Source organism: Verrucomicrobiota bacterium (assembly GCA_016871535.1).
Taxonomy (GTDB): Bacteria; Verrucomicrobiota; Verrucomicrobiia; order Limisphaerales; family SIBE01; genus VHCZ01.
The window spans coordinates 1-17,095 of sequence record VHCZ01000127.1 but is presented as its reverse complement, the minus strand read 5'-3'; the positions used below and the strand labels follow the sequence as shown (position 1 = coordinate 17,095).

16 protein-coding genes are annotated in these 17,095 nt (G+C 59.8%); 5 read left to right on the top strand and 11 right to left on the bottom strand.

Going from position 1 to position 17,095, the window contains the following annotated elements:
* Positions 1–125 precede the first annotated feature (125 nt).
* The 4 genes from FJ398_16455 to FJ398_16440 all read right to left on the bottom strand — a co-directional run bounded on the left by FJ398_16455 (position 126) and on the right by FJ398_16440 (position 5,981).
* On the bottom strand, positions 126–905 hold the full coding sequence (locus FJ398_16455; protein MBM3839526.1) for a hypothetical protein: 780 nt from the start codon (positions 903–905) through the stop codon (positions 126–128).
* Between the two features lie 615 nt (positions 906–1,520).
* Positions 1,521–2,768 carry a sialidase gene (locus FJ398_16450; GenBank protein ID MBM3839525.1) on the bottom strand — a complete coding sequence of 416 codons (1,248 nt, stop codon included), beginning with the start codon at positions 2,766–2,768 and terminating at the stop codon, positions 1,521–1,523.
* A 188-nt stretch (positions 2,769–2,956) separates the two neighbouring features.
* Positions 2,957–4,261 (bottom strand): Gfo/Idh/MocA family oxidoreductase, encoded by a 1,305-nt coding sequence (locus FJ398_16445; GenBank protein MBM3839524.1) that lies wholly within the window; start codon positions 4,259–4,261, stop codon positions 2,957–2,959.
* 304 nt (positions 4,262–4,565) lie between these two features.
* A complete protein-coding gene (locus FJ398_16440; protein ID MBM3839523.1) occupies positions 4,566–5,981 on the bottom strand; it encodes a DUF1080 domain-containing protein in 1,416 nt (471 codons plus the stop codon).
* Between the two features lie 758 nt (positions 5,982–6,739).
* Here FJ398_16440 and FJ398_16435 point away from each other — a divergent pair.
* Both FJ398_16435 and FJ398_16430 read left to right on the top strand, forming a co-directional pair.
* On the top strand, positions 6,740–7,561 hold the full coding sequence (locus tag FJ398_16435; protein ID MBM3839522.1) for a DUF4058 family protein: 822 nt from the start codon (positions 6,740–6,742) through the stop codon (positions 7,559–7,561).
* A gap of 43 nt (positions 7,562–7,604) precedes the next feature.
* Positions 7,605–8,642 carry a Gfo/Idh/MocA family oxidoreductase gene (locus tag FJ398_16430; GenBank protein ID MBM3839521.1) on the top strand — a complete coding sequence of 346 codons (1,038 nt, stop codon included), beginning with the start codon at positions 7,605–7,607 and terminating at the stop codon, positions 8,640–8,642.
* Between the two features lie 353 nt (positions 8,643–8,995).
* Here FJ398_16430 and FJ398_16425 read toward each other — a convergent pair whose 3' ends face one another.
* The 7 genes from FJ398_16425 to FJ398_16395 form a co-directional block, all read right to left on the bottom strand.
* The gene (locus tag FJ398_16425; GenBank protein ID MBM3839520.1) at positions 8,996–10,393 is read right to left on the bottom strand and encodes a hypothetical protein; all 1,398 of its coding nucleotides are present in this window, start codon (positions 10,391–10,393) and stop codon (positions 8,996–8,998) included.
* Positions 10,394–10,789: 396 nt separating this feature from the next.
* Positions 10,790–11,458, bottom strand: coding sequence for an intradiol ring-cleavage dioxygenase (locus FJ398_16420; GenBank protein ID MBM3839519.1), 669 nt, complete (start codon positions 11,456–11,458; stop codon positions 10,790–10,792).
* Between the two features lie 22 nt (positions 11,459–11,480).
* Positions 11,481–11,885, bottom strand: coding sequence for a hypothetical protein (locus tag FJ398_16415; GenBank protein MBM3839518.1), 405 nt, complete (start codon positions 11,883–11,885; stop codon positions 11,481–11,483).
* A 150-nt stretch (positions 11,886–12,035) separates the two neighbouring features.
* Positions 12,036–12,836 carry a dienelactone hydrolase family protein gene (locus FJ398_16410; protein ID MBM3839517.1) on the bottom strand — a complete coding sequence of 267 codons (801 nt, stop codon included), beginning with the start codon at positions 12,834–12,836 and terminating at the stop codon, positions 12,036–12,038.
* A gap of 174 nt (positions 12,837–13,010) precedes the next feature.
* Positions 13,011–13,778 (bottom strand): Rieske (2Fe-2S) protein, encoded by a 768-nt coding sequence (locus tag FJ398_16405; GenBank protein ID MBM3839516.1) that lies wholly within the window; start codon positions 13,776–13,778, stop codon positions 13,011–13,013.
* Between the two features lie 63 nt (positions 13,779–13,841).
* On the bottom strand, positions 13,842–15,239 hold the full coding sequence (locus FJ398_16400) for a hypothetical protein (protein MBM3839515.1): 1,398 nt from the start codon (positions 15,237–15,239) through the stop codon (positions 13,842–13,844).
* 52 nt (positions 15,240–15,291) lie between these two features.
* Positions 15,292–15,900, bottom strand: a complete 609-nt coding sequence (locus FJ398_16395) for a sigma-70 family RNA polymerase sigma factor (protein ID MBM3839514.1) — start codon at positions 15,898–15,900, stop codon at positions 15,292–15,294.
* Between the two features lie 51 nt (positions 15,901–15,951).
* On the opposite strand from FJ398_16395, the gene FJ398_16390 reads away from it, so the two are divergent.
* The 3 genes from FJ398_16390 to FJ398_16380 are packed head-to-tail and all read left to right on the top strand — an operon-like array spanning position 15,952 to position 16,969.
* Entirely contained in the window at positions 15,952–16,158 is a 207-nt protein-coding gene (locus tag FJ398_16390; protein MBM3839513.1) for a hypothetical protein, read from the top strand.
* Positions 16,133–16,378: a hypothetical protein gene (locus FJ398_16385; GenBank protein MBM3839512.1), complete on the top strand. Its 246-nt coding sequence runs from the start codon at positions 16,133–16,135 to the stop codon at positions 16,376–16,378. The genes FJ398_16390 and FJ398_16385 overlap by 26 nt, the downstream gene beginning before the upstream one ends.
* 60 nt (positions 16,379–16,438) lie before the next feature.
* The gene (locus tag FJ398_16380; protein ID MBM3839511.1) at positions 16,439–16,969 is read left to right on the top strand and encodes a hypothetical protein; all 531 of its coding nucleotides are present in this window, start codon (positions 16,439–16,441) and stop codon (positions 16,967–16,969) included.
* The last annotated feature ends 126 nt before the right edge of the window (positions 16,970–17,095 follow it).

Here is a 17,095-nt window from a genome sequence, read left to right as displayed (position 1 = left end):
GAATTTTGCCTGGGGCTGCGTTGCTCCTCGGTCACAGCCCCACTGGCGGGGGATGCTCGCTCGTCGCGCCTTGCCCCAGGCCAAATTGGGCGCAACGAACGTGAGCGTATTTACGAAACGGACCACTAAGGTGAGGCGTTAGCTTGCGCGCCCACCTTCCGGGCGTTCCAGTCGAAGGTCTGCACATTGCCGCTCCAATCGGACTCGATCTTTCCCACGATTGTGTCCCCGGCGAGTTTGCCTCGGTACTGGGTCGTGACGGATCGGCCGGCGCGCTCGCGCACGACCTTGAAGGACACCTGCTCGTCCTCGACAGAAGCGTCGGAAATCGCGGCTTCACCCTCGCCCCAGAAGACCGTGCCGGTCAATCTTTCACCCGTTTGCGCAAGCCGAACGCGCGGCTCGAAGGTCTGGCCACCCGGCGTGGTGAAAGTCCACTGCCACGTTCCGGTGACGTTCATGGCGGGTTTGGGCTTTGCGATTTCCCGTTTGGCGAGCCATGGGCGGACTGGAGGGCCGCCGCCGAAATCCGACTCGATCTTGCCTTCGATCGTGTCGTCCTTGAGCGCGCCTTCATATTTGATGATCCGTTCCCCGCCGCCGAAGTCCAGGACGACTTTGAACGAGAGCTTGCCTTCACGGATGATCCCGTCGCGGATGTTCACCTCTCCACCCCGACCCAGTTGAACCCCGGTGATCTTGTCGCCTTGCTGTTTGAGTTTCAGAGTCGTCTCGAACGGCTGGCCATTGGGCCGGCGCTGAGTCCATTTCCATGTGCCGGTCACGTCCGATTTCTGATTGTCCTGCGCGCGGCCTTGGCCGTTGAGGGTCAGGCAGGTCGCGATGGCGCACAGCCGGGCAAGAATTGTGAGGAATGAACAACGCGAGACGAGGATTCGTTTCATAGAACTTTGGTCAGCTTCCGCCACTCTGGTTGTGGGGACCAATCTTTCCCAAAGCCGGCCTGCCGGCAAGCTCGCGTTTCATCACCGGAGCGCCGGCCTCCGACCCGGCACGTGGTTAGCGTGGTAGGGACGCTCTTCCACTCCGTCCCAAATCAGACCTGAGGATAGACCGCCGACCAGGAGGAGACAATGGGCTAACGGAGGCTCTGGGATCTTCCTTCGTCCGTCTCTCCGTTCAAGCGTTCAAGGGACGCCTCAAGGATTAGTCAGGGACGGAGTGGAATCCGTCCCTGCCAACGCTAAGGGTCTGCTCAAAAATAACTTGGGGTTTTGCTGGCGGCAATTTTGGCTTCTGGCGCGGCGCGACGAAGGAGCATAGCCCTGGCTCTGTGACTGAGGAGCAACGAAGCCAGAAGCCAAAATCGCCCCAGCCCACCGGGGCGGGGCGGCGCCTGGCAGGCTGCGGCGTTGCTCGTCGGTCACAGCCTCACCGGGGGGCTGCTCCCTCCTCGCGCCTTGCATCCGGCCAGGCGGCGCTCCCGCCAAAACCCCAAGTTATTTTTGAGCAGACCCTAAGCACGTACTCTCCTCAATAAAGAGGGTTCAGCCCGCGACCTACCTTCCCCGTTTCAGGAAATTTTCGAAGAAACCGTAAACCTGCTCGTTCGATTCCAAAGTCGGCGTGTGGCCCTCGCGATTGGTCATGGCCACCCGGTTCGTGTGGCCCAGGAGTTGATTGACCGCGATCACATGATTCAACGGGCGCCAGCGTGCCGGACGATCTTCCGCACCGCCCGAGACCAGGAAAGGCCGAGGCGCCATCAGGGCCTGGAGTTCATGGAGGTCCAGGCCGGCCGCGATCATTTGCTTGTAGGCGCCGGTGCGGGGATTGTCTTGCTTCGGGACGCCCGGTTTGCGTTTCGCGTGGGCGTCGAGGCCGAGATACCACGGTTCCCAGTAATTCACATTGGGCCGCGTTTCGTCGAAGACGATGCCCGGATCGGACCACACGCCGCACGCGAACTTCTCGTGCAGGCACGCCGCAAACATCGCCCACTTCCCACCATACGAATGGCCAACGATTCCAATGCGCGCGCGATCCACTTTCGGATGATTGGCCAGGGCGTTCCAGGCGTTGGCGGCGACATAAGCAAGAAAAGACAACGGCTGACAAACCGCTCCGGCGGTGCTGGGCTCTCGCGCCGAGCCGCCGGGTGAACCCAGGCTCAAGCTGACGAAGCCGCGTTTGGCGAGTTGATAACCGAAATCCCGCAGCGGCTCTTTCCGGCCAATGCTCGACAGCGGTTCGTAGTAGGGCACGACAACCGCCGGAAGTGGGCCGGGATCTTCAGGCACGAGCAGGTAGGCGAGCTCGAGTTGATTCGGAGCGATCTCCAGACGCACGCGATGTTGGATGAAATTCTCGCGCTTTTCATGTTCCAGAAACTCGATCCTCGGCTGCTCGAGGACGGGCGGCCACGGCCCCATGAGCTCCGTCCATCGAACGAGAATCTCGCGCCGGCGTTCGGCCCACTGTTCTTGGGTCTTCACGACGCGACCATCGTAGAACTTCAACGGCGAAGGATAACTGCCGTAGTCGCCGGCGAATTCGGGCGGCGGACTGAAGAAGGGAGCGAGCTTTGGCCAGGTTTGGTCGGGCACGGCGGCGCTCTCTACGCCGGATCTGTTCAGTGCGACGGCTCCGTTCTCCTCACCCCGGCCCTCTCCCCTGGGGAAAGGGAGAACATTTCCAGGGCTGTGGTTCAACTCACCATTCAGGGACCATTCCCGCGTTGGAAAAAACAACTCCCTCTCCCTGAGGCAGAGGGCTGGGGTGAGGGGGAACGCGGCGTCGAATTGCATAGTCACCACGGCGGGAGCCAATCGTCCGGTCGCGAGGATTCCCAACCCTGCCAGAATCAATTTATGGATTAGATTCATCCGTCATTTTGACTTCGGTAGGGCGAGCCTGTCCCCAGCGAGCCGCCTCCAAAGTGTTGCCACTACGTCGGACACGGCTCGCCGGGACGGACTCGCCCTACTCTGGGGCATCATATTTTCCAGCCATCGCGGTAATGATGTTGAATGAACGCCTGAGCCTCCGGACAGTTCGTCGCTTTGAGATGCGCATGATCCCACATCAGTTTCTTGCCCGCGCGATACGCCACATTGCCGAGCAGCGCGGCTTCGGTGAGCGGGCCGGAGTAATCGAAACGGCACGAGGTTGCCCCGCTGGTCTTGCACGCTTCAATCCATTCCAAGTGATGTCCGATCGAATTCGGAATGGAGGCGGCTGGCCGCACGAAGTCCTTAAAATCCTTCTCGGGCAAGAGAAGGTGCTTGGTGTAATCCGCCAGGAGCTTTCCTTTGTCGCCCACGAACAAGACGCCGCTCGGCCATTTCGCAGCCTTCTCCGAACTCAGATCGATCTCAGGCCGCTTTCCGCCGTGGTACCAGATGAGGTTTAGCGGAGGTTGGTTCTCTCGCGCCCGATATTCGTAGCGCACGATCAACCAGGGAGGCGTCGATTCCGCGTGAACCGGCGGACCGTCCACAATCTCAATCGCGCTTGGATGCCGCAATCCCAACGCCCAAAACGGCAAGTCCATGTAATGGCAGCCGAAGTCCGCCAGCGCGCCGCCGCCAAACGCCCACCAGTTCCGCCACTTGTTCGGATGATACTCCGGGCTGTAAGGGCGATGCTCGACCGGCCCGATCCACAAATCGTAGTGCAAGTGATCCGGCGCCGGCGGCGTGGCGGTCGGACGATCCATGCCGCCGTTCAAGGCCCTGACAAAGACGTGGACTTCGGAGATTGCCCCGATGGCGCCGGCTTGGATCAACTCGACCACGCGCCGGTAATTGTTCCCAGCGTGAATTTGAGTTCCCAGTTGCGTGACCCGCCTTTGTTTTCGCGCCAGCTCGGTCACGATGCGGCATTCGGAAATCGTCCGGGTCAGCGGTTTTTCACAATACACGTGACGCCCGCTTTGCAACGCCGCCACGACAGCCACGGCATGGGTGTGGTCCGGCGTCGAGACGACGATCGCGTCAATGCCCGACTGGTCCATCAACCGTCGAAAGTCATGGTAAGTCTTCGCGGGGGGGAATTTCTGCGCCGCGGCGGTCAGATATTTGTCGTCCACGTCGCACAACGCGACGAGGTTCTGGCTTTTCACGCCTTCAAGATTCGCTCCGCCGCGATTGGCGACGCCAATGACAGCAATGTTCAGCTTCGAGTTCGGCGAGGCGGAGCGCACGGGCGCGATGGCGCCGAGCCAGAGGGCGCCAGCGGCCGTTCGAGAAGCGCGTTTGAGAAACGCACGGCGAGAGAGTCGGAGATTCCTAAGGCTCATTGGTTCATCATGGAAAGCTTCTATGGCCACGCGGCCATGCACACGACCCATGAACTCGGTAGGGCGAGTCCGTCCCGGCGAGCCGTTCGACGTGCGTGGAACACGTCCGACTCGGCTCGCTGGGGACAGGCTCGCCCTACCGTCTGGTTCATGGGAAGTTTCCACGGCCAAGAAGCCATGCAGATGGCCCATGAACCGAAAACTGCACGGACCGCAGCCTTCAGGCTGCTTCCGCGCACTCGCCGGAGTCCAGCGTTGAAGCGGCCTAAAGGCCACGGTCCGGAGGAACGGTTCATGGGAAGGATTACTGATCGATTCTGCTGCGCGGGATTTCGCGGACGTAAATGTTCTTGAAATAAAGTTTGTCCCCGTGGTTTTGCAGTTCGATCGAGCCGGTCGGGTAGATCGGTTGGTCCCGCTCCCAGTAGTTCTCCAGCGTCACGTTGTTCACGACCAACTCGCCGTTGAGAAACACGTGCGCTTTCTCCCCTACCATCAAAATGCGGAATGCATTCCACTCGCCGATGGGTTTGTCCGCGACTTTGGACGGTGTGCTGGGATTTTTCTGGTTGTTGAAAAGGCCTCCGGAACCGACGTGCTTTGGATTGTATTTCGGATTCTTGGGATCCCAGATTTGCACCTGCGGGCTGCCGCGCAAATAAATGCCGCTGTCACCGTTCTCGTGAATCTTCCAATCCACCAGCAACTCGAAGTCGCCGTAATCCTTCATGGTGCAAAGGCTGTCTCCTTGGCCGTCGAATTCCAGCGCGCCGTCCACGACTTTCCAATGCGCGCGCATTCGCTCATCAGCTTTCGCTTGAGCCGCAGCGCGCTCCGCCGCCGACAACTGCGCGCGCTTGGAGGGGTTATCGTTCGGCGGCGCGAGCAAGCCTTTCCAGCCCTCGATTGTGCGTCCATTGAACAACGCGGTGAACCCCGGCGGAGGCGTGTTGTCCTGGACGCGGCCGGGCAATTCCTTGATGCGAATGTTCCGAAACTCCAGGTGCGTGCCGTGGCCTAGGAAGCCAATGTGGCCGCGCTCGCGCAGCAGGCCCGGATGCTTCTGCAACGTCGCCGGATCGTGAACGTCGTTCAGATTCGCATCGACGATGACCTGGCCGTTGACCGTGACTTTGATGTGGCGGCGGTCGGCGAGGATTTCCTCGCTGTTCCATTCGCCGGGCGGCTTCAGCGAACCGCGCGTCGCTGGAATGATGTCATAGACCGAGCCATGGTACTGGGCGGGGCGAAGCTTGTCTTTGAATTCGGGCCCGTCGTCGTGAAGGATCTGAATCTCCATCCCCAGCGACGAGGCCCGGCCGTCCAGCGGGGACCGAATGCCGATGCCGTTGTTTCCGTTCTCGGCCAGTTTGAATTCGAACCGGAAAACGAAGTTCTCGTATTCCTTCTCCGTAAACAGATTTCCGCCGCCATTGGCCGGACACACCAGAAGGCCGTCCTGCGCGAGGTAACCCGGTCCTCTCTTGTTGATGTGCGTCCATCCATTCAACGAGGCGCCGTCGAAAATCCGGGTGAAGCCCGCTTCCTGGGCCGCCGTGCTCAGCGACACGTGAAGAAGCAACGCCGAGACAAGCAAAATCCGGCGAGGCGATAGCCAAAATCCGAAATCCGAAATCCGAAATCCGAAACAATCTCGAATCGCGGAAATCAAAACCTCAAAGCATCTCCGGTCTCGTTTCTCCAATTCCCGAATTGGCATTTGGAAATTGTTTCGGAGTTCGGAGTTCGGATTTTGGATTTGCATGGGCAGGCAAGTGTTTCAGTGCAGGCTGTTGCTGAACATGGATTCCCAAATGGTGAACCAGGCCCGATTTGCGACCCTTTCCCATCTGCGTCTATCTGCGTTCATCTGTGGTTGAATTAGCGATGAATCATACCAGGGTTCAAGTGCGTAAACTGGTAAAACCCAATCCAGGTGTCAAGCAGCGCGAGACGTGAGAACAAAATCCTCCAATCGAAGTTCGCACACTGAACCTCCGAACTGATTTCTTAACCGCGGATTTCTCGGATGAAAAACGCGTCTGATCCGTCATCCGCGTTATCCGCGGTTGAACCCAGATCCCGTTGACGTTCTGCTGCCTGGGATAGCTCCCGGCACGAAAGTGCTCGTGGTCCTGCGCGCCTTCAATGGCGGTTCCTATGCGAATTCACCCATGCGTGGTGAATCTTACCCAACTGTGCTCGGCGTCGGCGGGGGGAAATATCCACCCGCCAATTTGACTGGCTTGCAGGGATTCACGGTGGCGCGCAATCCCGACCTCTTCACCATCACCGCTTCCGCCGGCGCCCACGGCTCCGTCACACCGCAAAGCGTCATCAAGGTAAGAGGACAGAGCCAGTCGTTCACCGCAATTCCCAACGCCAACTTCACCGTGCATCGGTGGTCGCTGGGAAGTTTGCCATCTTCTCAACGTTTCTCCCGTCGCATTCAACGTCACCGGTTCCGGCTATTTTTTCGTGCGAACGAACGGTTTCGATGCTACGACCTTCAGCGTGAAGAATCCGTTTCCAGGCATGAACCCGTGGCTGGAGGAATTCTGGCAGGACGTCCATGCCAAGATCCTGGTTTACGCTTGCGATCAACTGAACCTCGAACTGCCGGCCGGTCTCCAGGCGCGCGTCGATGAGCGGCTGGCCATCGCGGCCGAAGAGGAAAAAGCGCGCACTTACTTGCCCGATGTGGCGATTGCCGAATCGTGGGACCGGCCCTCAGGACCGGTCTTGGGGCAGGAAGGCGCAACGGTCACGGCGGCGGAACCCACGATTGTGGACTTCGGTGAAGAAGTCCTCCGCCGCCTGGTGATCGTGGATAGCCGCGCGCACGTCATCACCGCGATTGAAGTGCTTTCGCCTTCCAACAAGGCGGACCTCGACGCCGTTCTGAACTGGCGCCGAAAGCGGAACGATTACTTGCGGGGTGGCATCAGCATCGTCGAGATCGACTTGTTGCGCGGGGGCACTTGGATTTTGCCCGACCGCTCTCTGCTCAAACCGGTGCCGCCTGGCCGCGTCTGCTATCATGCCTGCGTGACACGGCCGCCCTGGTGGAGTCGCCACGAATTCTACGTTCTGCCGCTGCGCGAGCGCCTTCCCACGATCCGGGTGCCCTTGCGCCGCACCGACCCGGATGTTGCCCTGGATCTGCAACTCCTGATCGACGCCTGCTACGAACGGGGCCGGTATGCGTCGGCGATCAACTACGCCAAATCGCTCAGTCTTCCGTTGCCCGACGAGGAGGCCGCTTGGGCGCGAGAGATCCTCGCGAGCAAAGGCAAGTGATCCATAGGTGTAAAACCGATTCAGCCGTTTTGATCGCCCACGCATGACTCCCCTCAAAGGCGTAATGATCGGCGCGGGTTACTTTGCGCAATTTCAAGCGGAAGGCTGGAACCGCATCCCGACTGCGAAGATTACGGCGGTGGCCGATGCCCTTCCCGGCCGCGCCAACGAATTCGCCGAGCGCTGGGGAATTCCGTCCGCTTACACGGACCCCGCCGCGATGCTCGCGACAGAGAAACCGGACTTCGTCGATATCGCCACGCGGCCCGAAGCGCATTTGGAACTGGTGACGCTGGCCGCGCGCCATGGCGCGAACGCCATCTGCCAAAAGCCCATGGCTCCGACGTGGGACGAATGCCGGGCCATGGTCAAAGTTTGCAACGACGCCAGCGTCCGTCTGCTTTTGCACGAGAACTGGCGCTGGCAACCGTGGTACCGCGAGATCAAACGTCTGCTCGAAGCCGGAACCCTCGGCAAACCGTTCCACATTGCGTTTCACATGCGCACCGGAGACGGCCGCGGCGCCCAGCCTTACACCGTGCAGCCGTATTTCCGCGACATGCCGCAATTCATCCTTTACGAGGTCGTCGTGCACTTCGTCGATACCTTCCGCTACCTGGTGGGCGAGATCGCGACGGTCTCCTGCCAGACGGCGCGCGTGAATCCGCTGATCAAAGGCGAGGACTACGCGCTCGTGCAAATGAAGTTTCACAGCGGTGTCCAGGGACTCATCGACGCGAATCGGTTCAGCGGGCGTGTCCCGGTCGATGTGACGCTGGGCGCCTTCCGGCTTGAAGGCGATCGCGCCGCAATTCGTTTATCTCCGGACGGCCAGCTCTGGCTGACTGCGTATGGCCAGGAAGAAGTCCGGCACGAATTTCCGGCGCCCGGCGAGGGTTACAAAGGCGACAGCGTCAAAGCCACCCAGGAACATCTGGTGAATTGCTTGCAGTCCGGTCAGCGCAGCGAGTCCGAAGGCGAAGACTACTTGCAGAACGTCGCGGCGGTGTTCGCGTGCTACCGTTCCGCCGAGACCGGGAGGACGGTTTCGCCAGGGGAGTGGTTTGAGACTGGGCCGTAAAACGCAAAACGTGAAGCGTAAAGCGATCCGATCGAGAGCCCATGAACCCCGGTAGGGCGAGTCCGCCCCGGCGAGCCTCTCGACGTGCGCAGAACACGTCCGACACGGCTCGCTGGGGACAGGCTCGCCCTACCGTCTGGTTCATGAAAAGAGCGAGCAGGCCCGCGAAACACACGATCCGCACGAATTAAAGCGCGTTGCCGAGGCAATTCTCATCACTCACCCGGTTCTGGATGCGCTAACACGTTGTCTTTTGGTGCCTCTCGTGATTTTCGCGGGCCGAACTCACCTACCCAAACGTCAAATCCAGCATCAAACTTTGAACTTTGAACTTTGAACTTTGAACCTTGAACTCAAGCCACGTGCCGGCGCGGATCGGTCGCTTCGATGATCACGCTCACCGACTTCTGATTGAACCCTTTGAAACCGCCTTTGCGTTGGAGGTTTTCCAGGTGGCTGCCGATCGCGCCTTCCTTCGCGAACTGCTTGAACTGGCTCTCGTCGATCAAGCCTGCGTGGCGAAGGCGCTCCGCGCGTTCCCGGCGCACGGGCCAGCGCTCGCCTTCCGTGAAGGCCTGCTTGAGGAACGGCAAATCCGAGAACGGTTTCATGGTGGCGACCCCTTCGGAGGCGAGTTGGTCGCGCAGCAAGTTGTGATCGAAGCGGCATTCGAGGTGATGCATGCCCGCGGCGAGAAAGCTTTCGCCATGCAGCCCGACCCACAGGCCGATCGTCCCCAGTTTTCTGGAAAGCGGCAAAGACTGACGAGAAAAGTCGATCTCGGTCTCCTCGGGCTCCAGATCGACGTCGCAGAACGCGACGACCGGCTCCACCGGGTGTTCCAGAATTTGCGCGCCCCAACCGGCCTGTGCACCGGCGTAATAACGCTCGCGCCGCTCAAAACCGAGCTTATCCAGGATGCGCATCAGATCGACAAAATGGGCGCGCGAACTGCGGAACGTGTGGTGATCGTGATTGGCCCAGCCCAGGCCGAGCCGATCCTGGCGGCGTTTCTGAATTTGGGCGGCGCGGTTGCGGCGCTGCCAATACGCGCGTTCTTCGGCAAAAACGACATGGCAAGCGAGGTTGCGGCCCACCAACTCGATCACGCGATCCAGCAAGGCGTGCGCGTGGCGGAAACCTTCCACGTCATCCTCAAAAGCTCGGCGCCGCGTTTTCCAAAGTTCTTGAGCTTTGAGGACGGCCACAATCTGCACCGGCTTTGGTTCGCCAGACACGAAGCCGCGATACCCATGCCGCTCGACGGCTTCCAAGCGAAATCCGTTTTCCTCCGACACTGCAACGCGGCGAAACCGAGACCGCGGCGCTCCTTCCGGCTCTCGGTCAATCCGGTGAGCGGCCATGAAATCCGAAACGCTGTCCACGCGCATGGCCAGTGTGGAAGGCGGCGCGGCATGCGAGACGGAGCGATCGAGAATCACGCGCGGGAGCACCGCTTCCGGATGCCAAAGCGCCTGCTGCGTGTTTGCCTCCGTCTCGCCCAGCGGATCGTCGGTGAAGCCAGCCGTCCGAAACTGCGCTTCGGCCGGGGCTGGCACGACCAGGTAATCCACCCAATCGCTCATCAGCGTGCCGGTTTCGGCGCGCATGCGTTCCGAGAGTTCGGCGGCGAAGGCGTTACAGGCGAGGAAAGCCTGGATTTGTGCCTGGACGAAGTTCTCCGCGTCGTAACAAAGCGGCCAGTCGAAACGTTTCTCCCTGGCGATGGCGTCTGATGGAGCGGTCGGCATATCAATGGCCGCAGCGGAATATCCGAGGGCGGAGGCAGTTTGGCGAGTATTTATGGTGTGTTCCAACGCGAGACACCTTACTCCCTCTCCCTCAGTATCTGTTTAGCGTTGGTAGGGACGGATTCCACTCCGTCCCGGTCTAATCCTGGAGGCGTGTCTTGAAGAGAGGGACGGGCCACGGAAAAACCTGGAGCCTCCGTTGGCCCATCGTCTCTTCCTGGGCGGCGGCCTGTCTCAAGGCTTGATTTGGGACGGAGTGGAATCCGTCCCTACCACGCTAAACACATTACTTCCCTCAAGGGGAGGGAACTCAAATTACTCGCAGCTGATTTCTGGGAGGCGCGCCGGAATAGCAGGGGCTCTTCATGCGTCTTCGAGGCGCTGGTTGCTTCCACATCACGCTTCCGGCGTCAATCCCATCACGATGTCGAAGCGGGCGGTGAGTTCGCCGATGCGAGAATTCGGCATTGGGATAAATGGAACGGTGATCGACTTCCGCGCTTGCTGGTCTTTGATGCTCCGGTAAATGCCGTCCTTCTCGTTGCCGGGATGGCCTTCGATGTAGCACTGCGTGACCAGTTCCTTGCGGCCCTTCATCTTGATCGCGAAATGAATGTGCGGGCAGCGGCCTGGATAAGGCACGGGCTTGATCGTGCGAAACAGATACTCGCCGGAGGAACCGGTGAGGAACCGCCCGAAGCCCTGGAAATGCGTGTCGCGTTTCTCGCGATTGCTGGTGCCGCTGTGGAGATAAGCGCCGTTGTGATCGCACTGCCAGATTTCAACGAGCGCGTTGCGTATCGGTTGTCCGCGCGCGTCGAGCACGCGTCCGTTCAGCCAGGTGACTTCGCCGAGGGCAGGCGTGGTGGTGTCATTGATGACGAGGAGGTCGTTGTCGGTGTCGAGGGGCAATTTGTCGGGATAGAACGGCCCTTCGGTTTGCGGGTGCGTGCGGACGAGTTCATCGGCAAAGAGCCCGGGCACGGTGAACAAGGCGGTACCGAAGCTCAGGTCGCGGAGAAACTGGCGGCGGCTAGGCGGAGGGTAGGAAGTCAAGGTATTCATGGTTCTGGTCAAAGCGGATCGATTACTTTTGCGGCGGCCGATGCAAGCTGTGGCACGCTTTGCAGTTCACGGCTTTCTTGAAGCCATCCAGTGCGCCGGCTTCTCCGCTTTTGAGCGCCTTGGCGGCCTTCAACAGAGCGGTGGATTTCTGGTTCCAACTCGTCTTTTCGCCACGTTCGGGCGTGCAGAGCGGCAACGACTCATAGTATTCCACGAGCTTGGCCAAATCTTCCTTCGTGCCGTGACCGTCGGAAACACGCCGGAGGACGCTGTCATCGCCTTTGTGGAGTTTCTGCATGACGTCCTTGATGGTGAATTTCGGTTTGGCGGCGGCGGCGCGGAGCATTTGAATGGAGAGGGTGCTCACCAACGCCGCCGCGACCAGGAGTGCGGCGAGCTTGAGGGTTGAATATCTTGGGTTCTTCATAGCGGTTTGGTTTTGGGGTTTTTGCATTTTTCAGCGAACTCGTGACCGATCACTGACTAACTACTGATAACTGACTGCTGACTACTGATGACTGATCACTTTAAGCTTTGAGCTTCAAGGATTGGGCCGGCAAGGATGCCTGCCCTACTTTTAGATTTTCTTCAACAAATTCTTCCAGCGCGTCCAGGCTTCCTCGCGCGCCTTCTTGTTGGCGGCATTCCCGCTCGGATCTTCGCCGGCGCGCATGAAACCGTGGCCCGCGCCTTCGTAGGTCACCGGATCGTAAGTCTTGCCCGCTTTCTTCATCAGCTCGGACGATTTTGGGATGGTGGCGTTGACGCGCGCGTCGTTTCCGCCGTAGAAACCATAGATCGGGCAGTTGATGCGGGCAAGGTCATCCGCATTCTCCGGCCCGGCGCCATAGAACGCGAAGCCGGCTTTGATGATTTTGTTGTTGGTGGCGAAACGGAACGTTTGCCCGCCGCCCCAGCAAAAGCCGCCGACGGCGACCTTGCCGTTGCAGGCCGCCAATTTGGCCACGTAATCCACCACCGCATTGAGGTCGGCTGTGATTTGGTCCGGCGGCAACGATGAAATGGCCTTGCGAACCGCATCACCGGCGCCGAGTTCGGCGGTGCCGCCGCCACCCGGCGCACTGCCGGAAAGAAGATCCGGCGCGATGGCGATGTAACCTGCCTCCGCCAGTTGATCCGCGACGCCACGCACCCAATCCGTGAGGCCAAAGATTTCGTGGATAACGACGACGGCGGTGGCCTTTTCTTTGACTTCGGGAAACGCGATGAAGCTGTTCACTTCTCGGTTGCCTTGTTTGATTTTCACCCACTCCAGATGGCGCGGGGATTTTTCAAGACGGGCTTTGGCCCAATCTTGGGCCGTGGTGGTGAACGTGGCGAGAGCAAGGCTCGCGACGAGGAGGAATGTTCTCTTCATGGTTTGATATTTGTGATGATGAGGTTTCGTTTAGAGCGTGTTTTGAAAATGGGTGGAACGGGCTACCAGCCCGTTTTCGGCGGCAACTTGCCGCCGAACATTGCGGCAGGCTGGTAGCCTGCCGCAACAGGCCAGTGGCCTGTTCCATTCAAAAGGCATTTTCAAAAAGCGCTCTTAGATTTCACTGACGCGGACGGCGATCATGTAAAATCCGGCCGAGGATTTTCGCTCTACGAACAGGCTCACGTTGGCCGTGGTCGCAGAGCTGAAAGTCGTCTGGTCGGCGGCGCCATCTGCCGTTGGGGAAAAGGAAGCCGGCGCGGCCTCCTTGTCCAGCGACTCGCGATAGAGCACTTCATATTCGACTTTGCGCAGCGCGCGAAAGTCCAAGCGGAAGCGAGGATTTCCGCCCCCGGCCGGCTGAACATTCGAGCCGGTGATGGAGTAACCCAGACTGGGAATTTGCACCTGCAACAGATCGCTCCCGTCGAATTGGATCGTGTATTTGCTGAGCGCGCCGCTTGCCAGACCGGAAATGCGCCGGCCATCAATCCCGAAGATCGATCCGTGACACTGGCACAACATTTGGTTGGTGAAGGCATTCATCGGATCGACCGTGCATTGCTGATGCGTGCAGCGAGAATTGAGGGCGAAGAACGTGTTGTTGGGACCGCGATTGATGATCACCGGGTAGAATTGCCCGTCTGGCATCAGATCGGCTCGCAACGGATTCAACGCCAGCCGGACTGAGCCGGATTCGTTTTGCAGGGCCGGAAAACTGCTGAGCTTCAAGCGCAGCGTGCCGGTGGTGGACACCGAGAGGGTTCTGATTTCTGAGGCCAGCGTGTCGGTCCAGGTCTTGCCCAGCAAGGCGGAGTATGCGGTCGCAAAAGCGAACGTCTTGATGAAGCGGCGGCGCTCCAGGTTTAAGTTTTGTTTCATGTTTCTTTGATTTCGATTTCAGGGTTCAAGGTTTGCCGCATTCACTCGATTGTTTGTCCCCGGTTAGCGAGATGATGCCAGCACACGCACGTTGTCGAAGACGGACGTCCCCAGCGACGCGTTGTCCCACGACGTCACGCCAAGGCCGATGTAAATGCGCTTGCTCATCTTGATTCGGACCGCGCCGGCCCTGGTCCACCGCTGGCCGTCGGGCGATAGAAAAGCCGTAATGGAATCGCCCTTGCGCGCCAGGCGCAACCAGTGCGGCGCGCCTTCATGGCCCACGCGATCGGATTTGCTTTCAATCGCGGGCCGATGCTCAAACTCCACATTGCCGTCGGGCCGCAAAAACAGAAACGCGTGCGGGGCCGCGGTTTTGAGGCTTTCCCGGATCACTACGCCCGCTTTGCCTCCCGGATGGGACATCTCCAGGTCCACGATGCGCGCCACGACCTCCCCGTCGCCCTCCAGGTCTTGGTACACGAAATGGAACTGGTCCTTGGTCAGGCACGTGTTTCGTCCCGCGCCTTTGGCGGTGCAGCGATTCCCTTCCAAACGCGCGGCGCCGGCCAATCCCACTTCGCCAATGTCCTGGGAATGCCAGGGATCCTCCAGCAGCGAGCGCGCCGCCATCTCGACTCCTTTGGATGCGGTCGCGAAGAAACCTCCCGTCACCAACGCCGATTTGCCGTCCTCGCGATTCACGAACTGCACGGTTCCATCCAACACTTCCAGGCGGCTGGCTTGAGCGTCCACGGCCAGGAGAAACTCCGTGCCCATAACGATGGCTTCGGCGTGAGGCGTCAGGATCAGCATCGGGTGCCCTTTGGGTTGGGGCGCGACTTTGGCAGTGAGAGTTCCCTGGGACAATTCGAGCCGATGGGCCGCATTGGTTCTCTCCAAACGCAGCCGAGTCCCGGAATTCAGTTCGAGGGTTGTGGGTTCCTTCAGGTACGCCACGGTCGCGCCGTTTTGCGCGGAGGTTTGAATTTGGTCGCCGGACTTCACAGCCATCACGCCGGTCCAGGCGACCGGTTTGCCTCCCCTGACAAGTGTCGTGCCCTGAGGGCGTCCTTCGATCTGCGCGAGCGGTTCATTCTCCGCCGGCCGCAGCAGCAGGAAACAAAGAGCCGCCACACTGGCTGCCGCAGGCAAACCGAGTTTCCAGCCCGCCCGGCTGACGCTGCACTGCACGGCCTGCCGGAGCTTGCGCAAGCGACTGCCCGCGAACACCTCACTCTGCCGAACTTCGGCCGTCTCGAAAGCGCGGGCTTGCTGCGCAGTTTCCTGGCGAGCTTTCTCCGCCAAAAGCGCTTCCAGCAGGGCGCTGTCAAAAGCCAACTCCTGCCGCAGCCGCGCGCGTCCTTCCGGCGTGCTCAACCACGTAGTGAACTCGGCCAACTCTTCGTCCGACAGGGAGCGATCCTGCCACTTGACGAGCAATTCCTCCAGTGGGGTCATAAACCTAGGACTGTGACAAAGAATTTTCGACACATGTATCGAGAATTCTTTGTCACAGTCCCAGCTCCTGCAGCTTGAGTTTCTTTTCGACGCATGTGGCGAGCGCTTCGCGGAGGCGGACGAGCGCTTTGATCACCGCCGCCGTGGATTGCCGCAAGTGCGAGGCGATCACGCCGGTGGAGAAACCCTCGTCATATTTGAGCAGGAGCAGCCGTTTGGATTTCTCCGGGAGGGCTTCCACACATTGGCTGAGGGCGTATTGGCGGTCTGGCCAACGGTCCCTGGACGAGTCGCCCTCGGCGAAAGCCAGCTCGACGTAATCGACAAATTCCAAAAGCGTGCTGTCGGCCACGACCTTGGCATCGCGCTGTTCTCGCCAATGTTGAAGGATCAAATTCTTGGCCACGGCGCGGCACCAATGGGCCTGATTCTCGATCGCCGGGCCGTTTTCCAGAGCGCCCGCCAGCTTGAGCCAGACTTCCTGATAAATGTCCTCCGCCGTCTGCGGATGCCGGACGAGTCCGTAAATGAAGGCCATGAGCTGTGGCCGGCTGGCCAAAAACTCCGTGGTCACCTGTTTCAGCGCTTCGCTCATGCCTGGATTGGCTCTGGTTTTAGGTAAGATGCACGAACCGCCAAAAAGTGGACAAATATTTTTCATGCCGCAGACTTGCAGTCCATCCGTATCTTTGGGAAGTCAAAGCCGCCCGAAATGACCACACTCCAAGAGCGCGTGCAGCGAGCGATCCGCGAGGACGTTGCCCGCCAGGATTTGGCTGCCGCTCATCCAAACGTCCGTGTCGCTTCCACCAACGGCAAGGCGGAATTCATTCGGCGCATCACGGCGCTGGCTCTGACCAGGACTTCCCGCCGAGATCAAGAACTGAAACCCAATGGCATTTCTGAAACTCACGAATGAGTCCGAAGCGACTGGCGCCGTGAAGCGGCTTTACGACGCCGCGCTCGCCCGCGCCGGCTGCGTCGCGAATATCATCCAAGTGATGAGCCGCGACGCGGCGACTGCCGAAGCGTCCATTCACTTCTGCGTTCGCTTGATGAAATCCGAAAACGCGCTCAGCAAGGCGCGCAAAGAAATGCTCGCTGCCGTCGTCAGCAATATCAACGATTGCTATTACTGAACGCTCTCCCATGCGAAGGACTTCCGTGCGGAGTCCGGACAGAACGAGGCTGCCGACCAGTTGATCTACGATTACCGGCTCGCGCCGTTGAGCCGGGAAGACCGCGCGCTTTGCGATTTTGCGGCCAAACTGACGCTTCAGCCTGGCGCCATGGACAAATCGGACTTTGACCGGCTCATCGAGCACCATTTCACCGAAGAACAAATCACAATCGCAGTGCAGGTCATCGGCTATTTCAATTACATCAATCGCGTCGCGGACCGCGCCGCGTTTCTCTTTGTGTACATTCAGGAGGCTCATCCCGCCGATGGCTGGCAGATGGATTCGAATGAAACCGAGGGCGTGATCTTCAATCAACCGAGGGATTGGGGCGAACGGCAAACAGTAGCGAAGGCGTGTTCCGCCAAACTAAAGCTCTCCATACCGTGCGTCGTGGACACCCTCGACAACGCCGTGGACAATCTCTACGCCGCCTGGCCGGAGCGCATGTTCGTCATCGATGGCCGAGGCAAAATCGCGTACGTCGGCATGCAAGGTCCGTGGGGGTTCAAACCCAAACAAGCGGAACGCGCCCTGCGCCGGCTCCTCTAAGAGCGTGTCCGAAAATTGCGCGGGGTCCTGCGGCGAGGGATTTTGGCTGTGGCCAAGGCGGCGAGGTCTGAGCATCCCCAACGCGGGCTGTAAGGACCGAGCCAACGCAGGCCACGGACAAAAGAC

Bases quoted from the DNA above. Each gene is read 5' to 3' on its own strand.
- FJ398_16455 (MBM3839526.1), bottom strand. From the start codon at position 905: ATGAAACGAATCCTCGTCTCGCGTTGTTCATTCCTCACAATTCTTGCC.
- FJ398_16415 (MBM3839518.1), bottom strand. From the start codon at position 11,885: ATGAAGAACCCAAGATATTCAACCCTCAAGCTCGCCGCACTCCTGGTC.
- FJ398_16385 (MBM3839512.1), top strand. From the start codon at position 16,133: ATGGCATTTCTGAAACTCACGAATGAGTCCGAAGCGACTGGCGCCGTG.
- FJ398_16425 (MBM3839520.1), bottom strand. From the start codon at position 10,393: ATGCCGACCGCTCCATCAGACGCCATCGCCAGGGAGAAACGTTTCGAC.
- FJ398_16390 (MBM3839513.1), top strand. From the start codon at position 15,952: ATGACCACACTCCAAGAGCGCGTGCAGCGAGCGATCCGCGAGGACGTT.
- FJ398_16420 (MBM3839519.1), bottom strand. From the start codon at position 11,458: ATGAATACCTTGACTTCCTACCCTCCGCCTAGCCGCCGCCAGTTTCTC.
- FJ398_16400 (MBM3839515.1), bottom strand. From the start codon at position 15,239: ATGACCCCACTGGAGGAATTGCTCGTCAAGTGGCAGGATCGCTCCCTG.
- FJ398_16405 (MBM3839516.1), bottom strand. From the start codon at position 13,778: ATGAAACAAAACTTAAACCTGGAGCGCCGCCGCTTCATCAAGACGTTC.
- FJ398_16440 (MBM3839523.1), bottom strand. From the start codon at position 5,981: ATGCCAATTCGGGAATTGGAGAAACGAGACCGGAGATGCTTTGAGGTT.
- FJ398_16430 (MBM3839521.1), top strand. From the start codon at position 7,605: ATGACTCCCCTCAAAGGCGTAATGATCGGCGCGGGTTACTTTGCGCAA.
- FJ398_16395 (MBM3839514.1), bottom strand. From the start codon at position 15,900: ATGAAAAATATTTGTCCACTTTTTGGCGGTTCGTGCATCTTACCTAAA.
- FJ398_16445 (MBM3839524.1), bottom strand. From the start codon at position 4,261: ATGAGCCTTAGGAATCTCCGACTCTCTCGCCGTGCGTTTCTCAAACGC.
- FJ398_16450 (MBM3839525.1), bottom strand. From the start codon at position 2,768: ATGCAATTCGACGCCGCGTTCCCCCTCACCCCAGCCCTCTGCCTCAGG.
- FJ398_16410 (MBM3839517.1), bottom strand. From the start codon at position 12,836: ATGAAGAGAACATTCCTCCTCGTCGCGAGCCTTGCTCTCGCCACGTTC.